A 14156-nucleotide genomic window follows, 5' to 3' on the forward strand; every position below is an offset into this window, starting at 1 on the left:
GTCTTCGCCATCCGGTTGGCCACCAACGCCCAGCCAAACAACAACACGCAACTGATGATCAACGGCCACGAACGCCATTCCAGGTAGGGCGTCAGGTTGTGCATCGGCACCACTTCGCCATACAGAATGCCTCGTTCGAACTGCGGGATCTGCGCAGTGATCTGGCCAAACGGGTTGATCAGGCCGGTCACGCCGTTGTTGGTGGCGCGGATCATCCAGCGGCCGGCTTCAAGCGCGCGCATCTGCGCCATCTGCAAATGTTGCAGCGGGCCGATCGAGGTGCCGAACCAGGTGTCGTTGCTGATGGTCAGCAGCAAATCGCTGCGGGCGGCGAGGCCGGCGGCGAATTCCGGGTAGACCACTTCGTAGCAGATGAACGGCGCAATCTGATAACCCTTGGCTTGCAGCAGCGCTTGATCGGCCGGCCCTCGGGCAAAGTCGGACATCGGCAGGTCGAAGAACGCGATAAGGCCGCGCAAGACTTCCTGCAATGGAACGTATTCGCCAAACGGCACCAGTTTCTGCTTCAGGTAAGTGCCATCGCCTTCACCAACAACGGTAATACCGTTGAAGAAGCGTTTCTCGTGATGGACTTCCTGGCGAATCGGCACGCCGGTAATCAGCGCGGATTTACGCTCGGCGGCGAAGCTTCCCATCATGTTCAGGTAACCCTCGGCGGACTCCTTTAGCACCGGGACTGCGGTTTCCGGCCAGATCAGCAGGTCGACGCGTTTGGAGCTGAAGCTCATGTCGCGGTACAGCGCCAGCTGCGCATTGAGCTGCGACGGATCCCACTTCATGCTTTGTTCGATGTTGCCCTGAAGCGCCGCAACGCTCAGTGGTGCGCCCGCCGGGCTGGTCCAGGCATGTTCCTTGAGCGCCATGCCGGCCACCCATGGGCCAGCCAGCAGCAACACGCCGACAGCGATGAAGCCTTTACGGCCAGTGCGCACCAGTCGCGCAGCGTTGTAGATCAGCGCAGCCGTCAGGGCCAGGGTGAAGGAAATCAGCCACATTCCGCCGACCGGCGCGAGCCCGGCCAGTGGGCCATCGAGCTGGCTATAGCCGGAATAGAGCCATGGGAAGCCGGTAAGGAACCAACCGCGAAAGGCTTCCTGACCCACCCACAACGCCGCAAATGCCAAAGCATCGGCCAGCGGCGCTTCGTTACGGCGCAGCCAGCGCGCCCAAATCCAGGCGGGCAAAGCGAAGAACCAGGCGATCGCCGCAGTGAAGGCCAGCATCAGCAGCCCGGCCAACAGCACCGAAGCGCCGCCGAAGTTGTGAATGCTGTAGTAGATCCAGCTAGTGCCGGCGGCAAACAGGCCGAAACCGAAACACCAGCCACGGCCCAAGGCCTGACGGGGGCTCAGTTCGCGTAAACCGGCGTAAAAGAAACCGACCGCCAGCAATGCCAGCGGCCAGATATCGAACGGCGCCAGGGCCAGGGTGGTGAGTGCACCGGCCGCCACGGCCAGCAGGTTACCGGGCCAGCCGGGGCGGGTCATCCAGTGCATTTCTTTCCTTAATTTTTACCGGGCAATAGGTGTCAGACGCAGCAAGTGAATCCGACGGCTGTCGGCGTTCAGGATGCGGAAGCGATAGGCGCCGATTTCAGTAATTTCGTTGCGTTTTGGCAAGTGCCCGAACGCGCTCATCACCAAGCCGCCGACGGTGTCGAATTCATCGTCGGAGAATTCGCTGTCGAAGAACTCGTTGAAGTTATCGATCGGCGTCAGGGCCTTGATCAGGAAGTCACCGCTGGGCAGCGGCTTGATGTAGCTGTCTTCTTCGACGTCGTGCTCGTCTTCGATGTCGCCGACGATCTGTTCCAGCACGTCTTCGATGGTCACCAGACCGGCCACGCCGCCATATTCGTCAATGACGATGGCCATGTGGTTATGGTTGGCGCGGAACTCGCGCAGCAGCACATTCAGGCGCTTGGACTCGGGCACGAACGTGGCCGGGCGCAGCAGGTCCTTGATGTTGAAGCTGTCGCCGTTTTCCTTGAGGATCAATGGCAGCAAGTCCTTGGCCAGCAACACGCCCATCACGTCATCGTGGCTTTCGCCGATCACCGGGTAGCGGGAGTGGGCCGAGTCGACCACGGCCGGCAGGAACTCGCGGGGTGTCTGGGTCGCCTTGATGCTGATCATCTGCGAGCGCGGGACCATGATGTCCCGTACTTGCAGGTCTGCAACCTGGATGGCGCCTTCGACGATGGCCAGCGCTTCGCTGTCCAGCAACTTGTTTTGATGTGCATCGCGCAGCAGCTCCAGCAGCTCCTGGCGGTTTTTCGGCTCGTGGGCAAAAGCCTGGGTGAGCTTACCCAGCCATGACTTCTGCCCGTTGCTCGATCGATCTTCGCTCATAGCGATTACTCTGAATCCTTTGTTGTAACGATTGGGGATGTGTCTGTTTCGTCGTCCGCATACGGGTCGGGATGACCCAGTTCTGCAAGCAACGTTCGTTCCAGTGCTTCCATTTCTTCGGCTTCGTCATCATCTATATGGTCGTAACCAAGCAGATGCAAGCAGCCGTGAATGACCAGATGCGCCCAGTGGGCCTTTAATTCCTTGCCTTGTTCCGCCGCTTCGCGCTCGACCACTGCTACGCAGATCACCAGATCGCCGAGCAAGGGAATGTCGAGAAACTCATCGGGGACATCGGCCGGGAATGACAAAACGTTGGTGGCGTAGTCTTTCTGCCGCCAGGTGAAGTTCAGTTCGCGGGCTTCCTCTTCGTCGACCAAGCGGATGGTCATTTCGGAGTCGGCAGTACGCTGGCGCAGGGCCAGTTCGCACCATTGACGGAATTGGGCTTCACTCGGGGCAGACGCTTCGGTAGCCAGTTGCAGATCAAGCTCAAGCATCGGGGCGAGTGTCCTTGGAAGAGAACTTCGCCGGTTCGTCGGCCGCGCGATTTTCGAAGCGCTCGTAGGCTTCGACGATGCGCTGCACCAGCGGATGGCGCACCACGTCCTTGGGCATGAAATGGGTAAAGCTGATGCCCGGTACGTCTTTTAGTACTTCGATCACATGGTGCAGCCCGGACTTGGTGCCTTTCGGCAGGTCGACCTGGGTGATGTCACCAGTGATGACGGCGGTGGAACCAAAACCGATCCGGGTCAGGAACATCTTCATCTGCTCGACGGTGGTGTTCTGGCTTTCGTCGAGGATGATGAAGCTGTTGTTCAGCGTACGACCGCGCATGTAGGCCAGCGGCGCGACTTCGATCACCTGACGCTCGATCAGCTTGGCGACGTATTCGAAACCGAGCATTTCGTAGAGCGCGTCATAGAGCGGGCGCAGGTACGGGTCGATTTTCTGGGACAGGTCGCCGGGCAGGAAGCCGAGCTTTTCGCCCGCTTCAACCGCCGGACGGACCAGCAGAATGCGCCGAATCTGCTCGCGCTCCAGCGCGTCTACCGCGCAGGCAACGGCCAGATAGGTCTTGCCGGTACCGGCCGGGCCGATGCCGAAGTTGATATCGTTACCGAGGATTTCCTTCACATAGCGCAGCTGATTCAAGCCGCGAGGGCGAATCATGCCTTTCTTGGTGCGCAAGGCGACGGACGGTTCGGCGGGGGAGTGGTTGTCCAGTTCCTCGACGGCCGATTCCTGCAGGAACAGGTGAACCGTGTCTGGCGACAGCTCGGTACCTTTGGTTTCCCGGTACAAGCGGCGCAGCAGGTTTTCCGCGGAGGTGGTGTGCTTGGGCTCGCCGATCAGTTCGAACTGGTTTCCGCGGTTGCGGATCTCGATCGCGAGGCGCTGTTCGATCAAGCGCAGATGCTCGTCGAATTGCCCGCACAGATTGGCGAAGCGGCGAGCTTCAAAAGGCTCGAGGATGAAACGATGTGGTTCTATGGGTGCGTTCAAGGTCGTATTTAGCCGCCCTGGGGCAATTATGATGAATAAAGGATAGCGCCAGTCGCCTGGGTACGAAAGCTCTTAAATAAGATGCAGGTTTTGGCGAATCTGTGGCGAGGGGGCTTGCCCCCGTTCGGCTGCGAAGCAGTCGCAAAATATTCGGGACCGCTTCGCGATCCAACGGGGGCAAGCCCCCTCGCCACAAAAGCCTCGCTCTTACAGCAGCGAGCCCCGCAGCGAGTGCGGTTGCGCGGCATCGATGTGCACGTCGGCGAACTGGCCGATCAGGGTCGGATTGTCGCAGCGGAAGTTGACGATACGATTATTCTCGGTCCGGCCTTGCAGTTCACCGGGGTCTTTTTTCGAATAATCGGTTACCAGAATCCGCTGAATGGAGCCCACCATTTGTCGGCTGATCTCGAAACCTTGCTGGTTGAGGCGATGTTGCAGGGCGTTCAAACGTTCTTTTTTCAGTTCTTCCGGTGTTTCGTCGGCCAGATCGGCGGCCGGCGTGCCCGGGCGCTGGCTATAGACGAACGAGTAGGAAAAGTCGAAACCGACGTCTTCGATCAGCTTCATGGTTTGTTCGAAGTCTTTCTCGGTCTCGCCCGGGAAGCCGACGATAAAGTCAGAACTGATGCAGATCCCCGGCACGGCGGCCCGCAACTTGCGCAGCTTGGATTTGTACTCCAGCGCGGTGTGGTTGCGCTTCATCGCCGCGAGAATCCGGTCGGAACCCGATTGCACCGGCAAATGCAGGTGTTTCACCAGCTCCGGCACGTCGGCGTGGGCCTGGATCAGGCTGTCGGAGAACTCCAGTGGGTGCGAGGTGGTGTAGCGGATCCGGTCGATGCCATCGACCGCGGCCACTACGCGGATCAATTCCGCCAGATCGGCCAGGCGACCATCGTGAGTGGTGCCGCGATAACCGTTGACGTTCTGCCCCAGCAAGGTCACTTCGCGCACACCGTTTTCGGCCAGGTGAATGATCTCGGCAATCACGTCGTCGAACGGTCGGCTGACTTCTTCACCGCGCGTATAAGGCACTACACAGAACGTGCAGTATTTGCTGCAGCCTTCCATGACCGACACATAAGCACTTGGCCCATCGATGCGGGGCTCGGGCAAATGGTCGAACTTTTCGATTTCCGGGAACGAAACGTCGACTTGCGGCAGCTTGGTCAGGCGCGCGGCGTCGATCATTTCCGGCAGGCGGTGCAGGGTCTGCGGGCCGAATACCACGTCCACGTACGGAGCGCGGTCACGAATGGCCGCGCCTTCCTGGCTGGCCACGCAGCCGCCGACGGCGATGACCATTTCCGGGTTAGCCAGTTTCAATTCGCGCCAGCGCCCCAGCTGGGAATACACCCGGTCCTGGGCACGTTCGCGGATCGAGCAGGTGTTGAGCAGGATCACGTCGGCGTCTTCAGCGCGAGCGGTGACTTCCAGGGCCTGATGTTCACCCAGCAGATCGACCATGCGCGAGCTGTCGTACTCGTTCATCTGGCAACCGTGGGTTTCGATGTAAAGCTTCTTGGCCATGGATAGAGTCATCACGTGATTCAAAGAACCGCGCATTATAGGGAACATGCACCAAGGTTCCTACCGTTGCGCGTCCGGCGGCTATGCTATAGTTCGCGCCCTCATTTTTATCCCCGATGTGTTACCCGCCCACCATGACCAAACGTGAAGCTCCAATCTACAAGGTGATTTTCCTCAACCAAGGCCAGGTGTACGAAATGTATGCCAAGCAGATCTATCAAAGTGATCTGTGGGGCTTCCTGGAAGTGGAAGAGTTCGTCTTTGGCGAGCGCACGCAAGTGGTCGTCGATCCGAGCGAAGAGAAGCTCAAGGCTCAGTTCGAAGGCGTTGTGCGCAGTTTTGTGCCGATGCATTCGATCGTGCGCATCGACGAGGTCGAGCGCCTCGGCACCCCGAAAATCAGCGAAGCCCGCGGCGCGGTCGGCAATGTCATGCCGTTTCCGATGCCGATGCCTGAGAAGTAAGCCACGGATTGAGTGGCTAGTGGGGCTTGTTGTGGCGAGGGGGCTTGCCCCCGTTGGGCTGCGAAGCGGCCCCTAAATCAGCCACCGCCACCTTCCAGACAGACCGCGTGTGCTTACTTTACGACTGCTGCGCAGCCGAACGGGGGCAAGCCCCCTCGCCACAGGGGCCGCGCTCGACTTAGGGCAGTGGCGAAAACGGCGTGCGCCCATCGGCGCTCTGCAATTCCATCAGGTATTTACGGAAAATTTGCCCCAGCACCTGGGTAGCGACTTCGAGATCTTCGCGGGGCATTTTTTCGGCGACTTCGTCGGCGGTGTCCAGCGCCTCTTCGGCACCGTTGACCGCGGCCATTTTCAGCACGATATACGCCTGAACATTATTGGCCGGTACGCCTTCACCGTGGAAGAACATGGTGCCAAGTTTGAATTGCGCCTGGGCGTGGCCTTGCAGCGAGGCCTTTTCGAAGTAGCTCAGGGCTTTATTGAGGTCGCGTGGCGCGTTTTTGCCGTCGTAGTAGAACTCACCCAACTCGTATTGCGCTTGCGCATCCCCTTCATCCGACGCTTTCTGACAGGCGGCGAGCGCTTGCGTCAGGTCTTGCGGCTGAGTATTGAGGGTGCAGCGACCCATCGCCGGGATCAACAACGAGTTGCCGCCTGCTTGTGCGAGCGCGAGCAGGGGCTGAAGGAGCAACAGGCAGCCCAATGCAAGGGTGCGGCCGGTGCGGTTCATGGGAATCGACTTACCTCTGAGGGGCGCGTGGACCCATCGAGGGATCCAATAAGCGCGCATTATGAAATAAGCAGGGCCAACCTTACAAAGTCTTTACTCGTTTTTCTGCTGCACGGGGAATATATCGCCCACTTTGCGGGGAATTATTGGCAGATGAGTAGGAAAAAGGGCGCGAATGTAGGTGAAAGCTGACGCTGGCAATCGCCAACGTCAGCGTTACAGCTTTATTTCAGTGCGGCGAATGCACGTTCGGCGGCGTCCAGTGTCAGTTTCAACTCGGTTTCGCCGTGGGCGATCGAGGTGAAACCGGCTTCGAAGGCGCTTGGCGCCAGGTACACGCCGCCTTCGAGCATCAGGTGGAAGAAACGCCCGAACAGGCCGGCATCGCTGGCCATCACGTCATCGAAGGTCACGATGTCGTCGGCGCCGCTGAAGTACAGACCGAACATGCCGCCCGCCTGAGTGGTCACGAACGGAATGCCGGCGGCGTCCGCGCGCTGTTGCAGGCCATCGAGCAGACGGCTGGTGTAGTCGCTCAGCTCGGCGTGGAAACCAGGACGACTGATCAGGCGCAGCGTGGTCAAACCAGCCGCCATCGCCAGCGGGTTCCCCGACAATGTGCCGGCCTGGTAGACCGGCCCCAGTGGTGCGATCTGTTCCATGATCTTGCGTTTGCCACCGAAGCAGCCAACCGGCATGCCGCCACCGATGATCTTGCCGAAGGTGCTCAGGTCCGGCGTTACGCCGTAATGGGCTTGGGCGCCACCGAGGGCGACACGGAAACCGGTCATCACTTCGTCGAAAATCAGCACCACGCCGTGCTTGTCGCACAGGGTCCGCAGGCCTTCGAGGAAGCCCGGTGCCGGCGGTACGCAGTTCATGTTGCCGGCCACTGGCTCGACAATGATGCAGGCCACCTCCTGGCCGACTTCGGCGAGCATGGTTGCTACCGCGTCGATGTCGTTGAACGGCAGGGTCAGGGTGTGTTTGGCGAACGCCGCCGGTACACCGGCCGAACTCGGCACGCCTTGGGTCAGGGCGCCGGAACCGGCCTTGACCAGCAGGCTGTCGGAGTGGCCGTGGTAGCAGCCTTCGAATTTGATGATGCTGTCACGGCCGGTGAAACCACGGGCCAGACGGATGGCACTCATGGTCGCTTCGGTGCCGGAGCTGACCATGCGCACCATCTCCATCGATGGCACGATCGAGCAGACCAGATCGGCCATTTCGGTTTCCATCGCGGTCGGGGCGCCGTAGGACAGGCCGTGTTCCAGCTGTTTGCGCACCGCGTCCAGCACGTCCGGATGGCTGTGGCCGAGAATCATCGGCCCCCAGGAACCGACGTAATCCACATAACGCTTGTCGTCTTCGTCGGTGACGTAGGCGCCTTCGGCGTGTTTGAAGAACAGCGGTGTGCCGCCAACACTCTTGAACGCACGAACAGGCGAGTTCACGCCTCCGGGAATGTGTTTCTGGGCATTGGCAAACAGGGTTTCGGAACGAGACATGATCGGGCTCTCAAAAAATCAGGATTTGAACAATTCGTTAAAGGCGCGGGCGCGGCGTGTCACTTCAGCCGTGCTCTCGGCGCCAAACAGACCATGCACCACCGCCAGCAGATCGACCCCGTGGGCCACCAGCGGCGCTGCGTTGTCCAGCGTGATGCCGCCGATCGCGCAGATCGGCAGGTGCAGTTTGCTGCGGGCCTGATCAAGTAGTTCAAGGCTGCAGGCCGGTGCGCCGGGTTTGGTATTGGAATTGAAGAAGCGGCCGAAGGCGACGTAGCTGGCGCCTTCCTTGGCGGCTTGTTCGGCGAGTTCGAGTTGCGCGTGGCAGGTCGAACCGATGATTGCCTGGCGACCGAGCAGTGCCCGAACCGGCATCAGCGGGCCATCGGTCTGGCCCAGGTGCACGCCGACGTTCAGGCGCGCAGCCAGTTCGGCGTCATCGTTGATGATCAGCTGAGTCTTGTAGCGTTCGCACAGATCGCGCAGGGCTTCGGCCTCACGCAGGCGACGGGCCTCGTCGCTGCTTTTGTCGCGGTATTGCAGCAGGGTGACGCCGCCTTCGAGCGCCGCCTCCACGTACGAAAGAAATTTACCGGCCAGTAACTGGCTGTCGGTAATGGCGTACAGGCCACGTAGTTTCATCGGACAAGCCTCATGGCGTTACGAACAGAAGTCCAGTGGCAAGCGGCGCGGCACGAACTGGCCTTTGCCCAGCTGCTCCGCATCACGCAAGGTGCGCCAAGTGTAGTCAAGCGCGCTCTTTACGGCACTGGCGAGGTGTTCGCCCTGGGCCAGGCGACCAGCGAGGGCGCTGGCCAGTGTGCAACCGGAACCGTGATAACTGCCGGGCAGGCGCTGGCAGGTAAAGGTTTCGCGGCGACCGTCGCGGCTGTACAGGCGATTGTGTATTTCGTGTTCGTCGCCATGACCGCCGGTGATCAGCAGGTGTTTGACGAACGGCAGGAGTTTTTCAGCGCACTCGTCCGCGGTGCCTTCGGGCAGTTCGGCGAGGATGCGGGCTTCGGGAAGGTTGGGGGTGGCAATGATCGACAGCGGCAGCAGGCGTTCGCGCATGGCGTAGCCGACTTCGTCCTTGCCCAGTCGTCCGCCGCCGCCAGCGCGCAGCACCGGGTCGCAGACCACCGGCAAATGCGGGTGCGCTGAAAGCAGTTCGACCACGGTGTCGACCATTTCCAGGGAACCGAGCATGCCCAGTTTGACGGCGGCGACTTCGGAATCATTGAGCACGGCGTTGGCCTGGGCCAGCACCCACTCGCGATCGAGAACGCGGAAGTCAGTGACGTTGACGGTGTCTTGCACAGTCAGGGCGGTGACGGCCGGAGCCGCATGACAACCCTGAGCGAGCAGGGCTTCGATATCTGCCTGCAAGCCGGCGCCACCACTAGGGTCGTGGCCGGAGAGACAGAGGACAACGGGGCGAGAGCTGTAGATATTCATGGTGCGCGAGCTTACCACCAAACATGTTTTTTCGGGTGTTGTGGCAGTCATCGCGGCCGATACATTGTGGTGAGAGGGGCTTGCCCCGGTTCGGCTGCGGAGCGGTCGTAAACCTGCCTGCGCGGTGTTCCTGGCAGAAGGCAAAGGGGGCGCTTCGCACCCCAACGGGGGCAAGCCCCCTCGCCACAAGGAATCGCTTCGCACTGAGGCATTTTCACAACCTGACCAAGCCAACAGCTCTAACTCAATGTATAGAGCTGGAACGCTTGTTCTAGAGCCTTTGTAGGAAAAATTTCAATGGTGCTCAATGGCCAGCAACGGCTATGCTAGAGTGGATCCAAACCAATAACAGGTAATACCGGTTTTACGTCTACTCAAAAGGAATGGGGGGGCTTCCTGACAGAACCGGACAGGCTACGCTGGGGCTTAAATGCGCTATTTGCTGATGTTGCTGTTGTGCTTGCCCCTCCTGGCGAGCGCCGTCGAATTCGACGAGTTCACCCAGAGCCTTCCCCTGGGCCGAACGATGCAGGTTTATGAAGACACGGGCGGTCAGGCGAGCATCGCCGATGTCCGTGCGCAAGCGGCGGCCGGGCACTTCAAGCCCCACGATAAAGCCACCCTCAACGCCGGTTATTCGCGTTCGGCGTTCTGGCTGAAAATCGACCTGCAGTACCGTCCGACCAACCCGTTGGCACAACGGACCTGGTTGCTGGAACTGGCTTATCCGCCCCTCGATCACCTTGATCTGTACTTGCCCGATGCTGGCGGTGACTATCAATTGGTCCGACAGACCGGCGATGCGTTGCCGTTCGCCACTCGCCAGATCCGCCAGCACAACTATCTGTTCGATCTGAACTTTACGCCCGAGCAGGCGCAAACGGTGTACCTGCGCCTGCAAAGCGAAGGGTCGGTTCAGGCGCCTGTCACCTTGTGGTCGAGCACCGCTTACCTTGAAGAGCAGCCGGTCCGGCTCTATGTGCTGGGGCTGATTTACGGTGTGTTGCTGGGGATGCTGGTCTACAACCTGTTCATCTTTCTCAGCGTGCGCGACACCAGCTACCTCTATTACATCGTCTATATCGCCTCGTTCGGCTTGTATCAGCTGTCGGTGAATGGTGCGGCCGTGGAGTATTTCTGGCCGAACAATCCCTGGTGGGCGAACGCTGCGACGCCGTTCTTCATCGGCTGTTCAGGATTGTTCGGCAGCCAGTTCGCCCGCAGCTTCTTGCAGACGGCCACCCACAGTCGCTGGCTCGACCGATTGTTGCTGGCGTTGATTGCGTTCAGTGCGCTGGTGGTCGGGTTGTCATTGATGACCAGTTACGCCTTGGCCCTGCGCCTGGCAACGATGCTGGCTCTGGTCTTTACCGTAGTGATTTTCGCCGCCGGGATTTTCGCCTGGTGGCGCGGCTTGCGGGTCGCGCGGTATTTCATCATTGCCTGGTCGGCGTTTCTGCTCGGTGGCGTTGTTAACACGATGATGGTGTTGGGTTACTTGCCCAACGTATTCCTGACCATGTACGCCAGCCAGATCGGCTCGGCAATCGAAGTGGCGCTGCTGTCCCTGGCCCTGGCCGATCGCATTAACGCCATGCGCGAGCAACAGGCACAGACGTTGTTCGATGCCGGGCAAAAGCTCGAAGTACTGAACCAGCAACTGGCTCACAGTAACAAGCTCAAGGACGAATTCCTCGCCACCCTGACCCATGAACTGCGCACGCCCATGAACGGCGTGATCGGTTCGCTGGAGCTGATGCAGACCGTCGAGATGAACCCGGAACTGGAGCAATATCAGCAAACGGCCGCCGGTTCGGCGCGGGACATGATGCGCATGGTCAATGGCATCCTCACCCTGACCGAATTGCAGGCCGGCAAGCTCAAGGTCTATCCGGACGCGTTCAGTTTGCGCGGTGTGGTCGAGGCCTTGCGCCTGCAGTTCGATGGCAATGCGTCGAGCAAGTCGCTGGACTTCAAGGTCGAGGTTACATCCGGGCTGCCGGATCGTTTGTACGGCGATAGCGACAAGTTGGCGCAATGCCTGGAGTGCCTGCTGGACAACGCAATCAAATTCACCCGGGTCGGCGGATTGGCGCTGCGGGTGACGGGCAAACCGGTGGCGCCCGATCGGCTGGCGTTGTCCTTTGCGGTGATCGATACCGGCATTGGCTTTACCGATTTGGACGAGGCAACGCTGTATCAACGCTTTTTTCAGGTCGACGGCTCGATGACCCGTGAATACGGTGGTTTGGGCGTTGGCCTGGCCATTTGTCGGCAACTGGTCGAATTGCTCGGCGGGCGCCTGAGTCATCGCTCGGAACCGGGGCGCGGCAGTCGCTTTCAACTGGACGTCGAGTTCGAGCTGCCGCTGCCGGTGGTGGAATCTGCGCCCGCAATCTCCCGGCAAACCACCGGCCTGCGTTTGCCTCAGGACTGCACGGTGTTGCTGGTCGATGACAACAGCATCAATCAACTGGTGATGCGTGGCATGTTGCTCAAGCTTGGGTTCCGGGTGCGCACCGCCGACAGCGGCGTGGCCGCGCTCGATCACTTGCAGCGTGAAGCCGTTGACGCGGTGCTGCTCGACTGTCAGCTGCTGCCACTGGACGGTGTCTCGATCTGCTGCCGAATCCGCGCCTTGTCAGGTTGCGCCGAATTACCCGTGTTCATGATTGCCCTGACTGCGGACCGGGCCTATTGCCCGAGCGACACCTTGGTCGATTACCTGAGCAAACCGGTGAAATTCGAAGATTTGCAGGCGGCGCTCTATCGGCGGGTGCTCTGTCCAGGGTAAGGCGAAAGCGCCGACAGTTAGGCAGATATGCCACTTTGTTCAACCTCGGGGTGGTGCTTAACTGAAAATCCCTTGGCTGACCAAAGGAGCCCCGTCATGAACCTGCATCAGTTCGCCGAAACCCACGAAGTCACCAACCAGCCACCGTCGCTGGACGGTAGCAACCTCTATCGCATCGACCTGCCTTTGCAGGAGTGGTCGCGGCGCTTCGATGCCGGTTGGGCCGAGTCGCGGATCGACACTTACGGCGCATTGGCCGGCGGGCCGCTGATGGAGGCGGGGTTTGCGGCCAATCAGAACAAACCGGTGTTCGTCAGCCATGACCGTTACGGCCATCGCATCGATCTGGTTGAATTTCACCCGGCCTACCACGAGTTGATGCGCACGGCGGTGGAGCATGGCCTGACAGGCTTGCCCTGGACCGACCCGCAACCGGGCGCCCACGTTGCCCGTGCCTCCATGACTTATTTACACAGTCAGGCTGAAGCCGGCAGCGGTTGCCCGTTGACCATGACCTTCGCCAGCGTCCCGGCGATGCGCCTGCAACCGGATCTGGCCAAACAATGGCTGCCGAAAATCCTCGCCACCGAATACGACCCGCGCAACGTCGGCATGGCCCACAAGGCCGGGGTCACCATCGGCATGGCCATGACCGAGAAACAGGGCGGCACCGACGTGCGGGCCAACACCACCAAGGCTTATCCGGTCGGCGCCAGTGGTCCCGGTCAGGCGTATGAACTGGTGGGCCACAAGTGGTTTTGTTCGGCGCCGATGTGCGATGCCTTCCTGACCCTGGCCCAGACTGACAAGGGTTTGACCTGTTTCCTGCTGCCGCGCCATCGTCCGGACGACACGCGCAATCAGTTCTACATCCAGCGGCTGAAGAACAAACTCGGCAACTGGTCCAATGCCTCCAGCGAGGTGGAGTTCCGTGGCGCCCTGGCCTGGATGGTCGGCGAAGAGGGCCGGGGCGTTCCGACCATCATCGAAATGGTCGCCATGACCCGCTTCGATTGCATGGTCGGCTCCAGCGCGCTGATGCGCCAAGCCCTGACCCAGGCCAGTCATCACTGCGCCCATCGCAAGGTCGGTGGCAAATTGCTCAGCGAGCAACCCTTGATGCAAAACGTGCTGGCTGACCTCGCCCTGGAAAGCGAAGCGGCGTTGGCCTTGAGTTTGCGCATGGGCCGGGCGCTGGATCATCTGGATGACGACCACGAAGCGAAATTCGCCCGACTGGTGACGGCGGTGGGCAAGTACTGGATTTGCAAACGCGCGCCCGCGATGATCAATGAGGCTGCCGAATGCATGGGTGGCGCCGGTTATGTCGAAGAAAGCATCCTGCCGCGTCTGTACCGTGAGGCCCCGGTCAACTCGACGTGGGAAGGTTCCGGCAACGTGCAATGCCTCGACGTGTTGAGAGCGCTGTCGAAAGAGCCGGGCGTGCTCGATGTGTTGTTCAGCGAGTTGGGCGACGGTCATGGCGACAAACGCCTGGCCGCGCACATCAGCCAATTACAGGCAGCGTTCAAGGACACCGACGACATTCAATACCGCGCCCGCCAACTCACCGAAGACATAGCCTTGGGGCTTCAGGCCAAGCTGTTGCTGGAGGCCGGTAACGCGGCGGTAAGTGATGCTTTTATCGCCAGCCGTCTGGGTTCGGCCGGTCGGGTGTATGGAACATTGCCTCGTGGGCTGGATGTGGAAGCGATTGTCGCCCGGTCGACGCCGCAAGGGTTTTGATCACGCTTGCATGATCGACACCGACCCCATGTGGGAGCG

Annotated in this window: 12 protein-coding genes; 3 read left to right on the top strand and 9 right to left on the bottom strand. The window is 60.3% G+C overall.

Annotated features, from left to right (window positions below; genetic code table 11):
* From lnt to miaB, 5 genes are all read right to left on the bottom strand, one after another.
* On the bottom strand, positions 1-1517 hold a 1517-nt coding region (gene lnt, locus PMI30_RS07420), incomplete at its 3' end, for an apolipoprotein N-acyltransferase (protein WP_008012627.1).
* A 15-nt stretch (positions 1518-1532) separates the two neighbouring features.
* Positions 1533-2372, bottom strand: a complete 840-nt coding sequence (locus PMI30_RS07415; protein ID WP_007894419.1) for an HlyC/CorC family transporter — start codon at positions 2370-2372, stop codon at positions 1533-1535.
* A gap of 5 nt (positions 2373-2377) precedes the next feature.
* Positions 2378-2872 (bottom strand): rRNA maturation RNase YbeY, encoded by a 495-nt coding sequence (gene ybeY / locus PMI30_RS07410; RefSeq protein ID WP_007894420.1) that lies wholly within the window; start codon positions 2870-2872, stop codon positions 2378-2380.
* Positions 2865-3881, bottom strand: coding sequence for a PhoH family protein (locus PMI30_RS07405; protein ID WP_008012629.1), 1017 nt, complete (start codon positions 3879-3881; stop codon positions 2865-2867). Before PMI30_RS07405 ends, ybeY begins: the two co-directional genes overlap by 8 nt.
* A 207-nt stretch (positions 3882-4088) precedes the next feature.
* Positions 4089-5414 (bottom strand): tRNA (N6-isopentenyl adenosine(37)-C2)-methylthiotransferase MiaB, encoded by a 1326-nt coding sequence (miaB, locus tag PMI30_RS07400; protein WP_032835887.1) that lies wholly within the window; start codon positions 5412-5414, stop codon positions 4089-4091.
* A 134-nt stretch (positions 5415-5548) separates the two neighbouring features.
* On the opposite strand from miaB, the gene PMI30_RS07395 reads away from it, so the two are divergent.
* Entirely contained in the window at positions 5549-5878 is a 330-nt protein-coding gene (locus PMI30_RS07395; protein WP_007894425.1) for a DUF1820 family protein, read from the top strand.
* A 178-nt stretch (positions 5879-6056) separates the two neighbouring features.
* Here the strand turns inward: PMI30_RS07395 and PMI30_RS07390 are convergent, their stop codons facing one another.
* The 4 genes from PMI30_RS07390 to PMI30_RS07375 all read right to left on the bottom strand — a co-directional run bounded on the left by PMI30_RS07390 (position 6057) and on the right by PMI30_RS07375 (position 9577).
* The gene (locus PMI30_RS07390) at positions 6057-6611 is read right to left on the bottom strand and encodes a tetratricopeptide repeat protein (RefSeq protein ID WP_007894427.1); all 555 of its coding nucleotides are present in this window, start codon (positions 6609-6611) and stop codon (positions 6057-6059) included.
* Positions 6612-6835: 224 nt separating this feature from the next.
* Positions 6836-8119, bottom strand: coding sequence for a glutamate-1-semialdehyde 2,1-aminomutase (hemL, locus tag PMI30_RS07385; protein ID WP_008012633.1), 1284 nt, complete (start codon positions 8117-8119; stop codon positions 6836-6838).
* 18 nt (positions 8120-8137) lie between these two features.
* On the bottom strand, positions 8138-8761 hold the full coding sequence (gene thiE / locus PMI30_RS07380) for a thiamine phosphate synthase (RefSeq protein ID WP_008012634.1): 624 nt from the start codon (positions 8759-8761) through the stop codon (positions 8138-8140).
* Positions 8762-8779: 18 nt separating this feature from the next.
* The gene (locus PMI30_RS07375; protein ID WP_008012635.1) at positions 8780-9577 is read right to left on the bottom strand and encodes a hydroxymethylpyrimidine/phosphomethylpyrimidine kinase; all 798 of its coding nucleotides are present in this window, start codon (positions 9575-9577) and stop codon (positions 8780-8782) included.
* A gap of 430 nt (positions 9578-10007) precedes the next feature.
* On the opposite strand from PMI30_RS07375, the gene PMI30_RS07370 reads away from it, so the two are divergent.
* Positions 10008-12371, top strand: a complete 2364-nt coding sequence (locus PMI30_RS07370; RefSeq protein ID WP_008012636.1) for a hybrid sensor histidine kinase/response regulator — start codon at positions 10008-10010, stop codon at positions 12369-12371.
* A gap of 96 nt (positions 12372-12467) precedes the next feature.
* Positions 12468-14117 carry an acyl-CoA dehydrogenase family protein gene (locus PMI30_RS07365; RefSeq protein ID WP_008012637.1) on the top strand — a complete coding sequence of 550 codons (1650 nt, stop codon included), beginning with the start codon at positions 12468-12470 and terminating at the stop codon, positions 14115-14117.
* Positions 14118-14156 lie beyond the last annotated feature (39 nt).

It is taken from the genome of Pseudomonas sp. GM50 (assembly GCF_000282375.1).
Taxonomy (GTDB): Bacteria; Pseudomonadota; Gammaproteobacteria; order Pseudomonadales; family Pseudomonadaceae; genus Aquipseudomonas.

Coding starts and splice junctions, on each gene's coding strand:
- PMI30_RS07415 (WP_007894419.1), bottom strand. CDS start 2,372: ATGAGCGAAGATCGATCGAGCAACGGGCAGAAGTCATGGCTGGGTAAG.
- ybeY (WP_007894420.1), bottom strand. CDS start 2,872: ATGCTTGAGCTTGATCTGCAACTGGCTACCGAAGCGTCTGCCCCGAGT.
- miaB (WP_032835887.1), bottom strand. CDS start 5,414: ATGGCCAAGAAGCTTTACATCGAAACCCACGGTTGCCAGATGAACGAG.
- PMI30_RS07395 (WP_007894425.1), top strand. CDS start 5,549: ATGACCAAACGTGAAGCTCCAATCTACAAGGTGATTTTCCTCAACCAA.
- PMI30_RS07390 (WP_007894427.1), bottom strand. CDS start 6,611: ATGAACCGCACCGGCCGCACCCTTGCATTGGGCTGCCTGTTGCTCCTT.
- hemL (WP_008012633.1), bottom strand. CDS start 8,119: ATGTCTCGTTCCGAAACCCTGTTTGCCAATGCCCAGAAACACATTCCC.
- thiE (WP_008012634.1), bottom strand. CDS start 8,761: ATGAAACTACGTGGCCTGTACGCCATTACCGACAGCCAGTTACTGGCC.
- PMI30_RS07375 (WP_008012635.1), bottom strand. CDS start 9,577: ATGAATATCTACAGCTCTCGCCCCGTTGTCCTCTGTCTCTCCGGCCAC.
- PMI30_RS07370 (WP_008012636.1), top strand. CDS start 10,008: ATGCGCTATTTGCTGATGTTGCTGTTGTGCTTGCCCCTCCTGGCGAGC.
- PMI30_RS07365 (WP_008012637.1), top strand. CDS start 12,468: ATGAACCTGCATCAGTTCGCCGAAACCCACGAAGTCACCAACCAGCCA.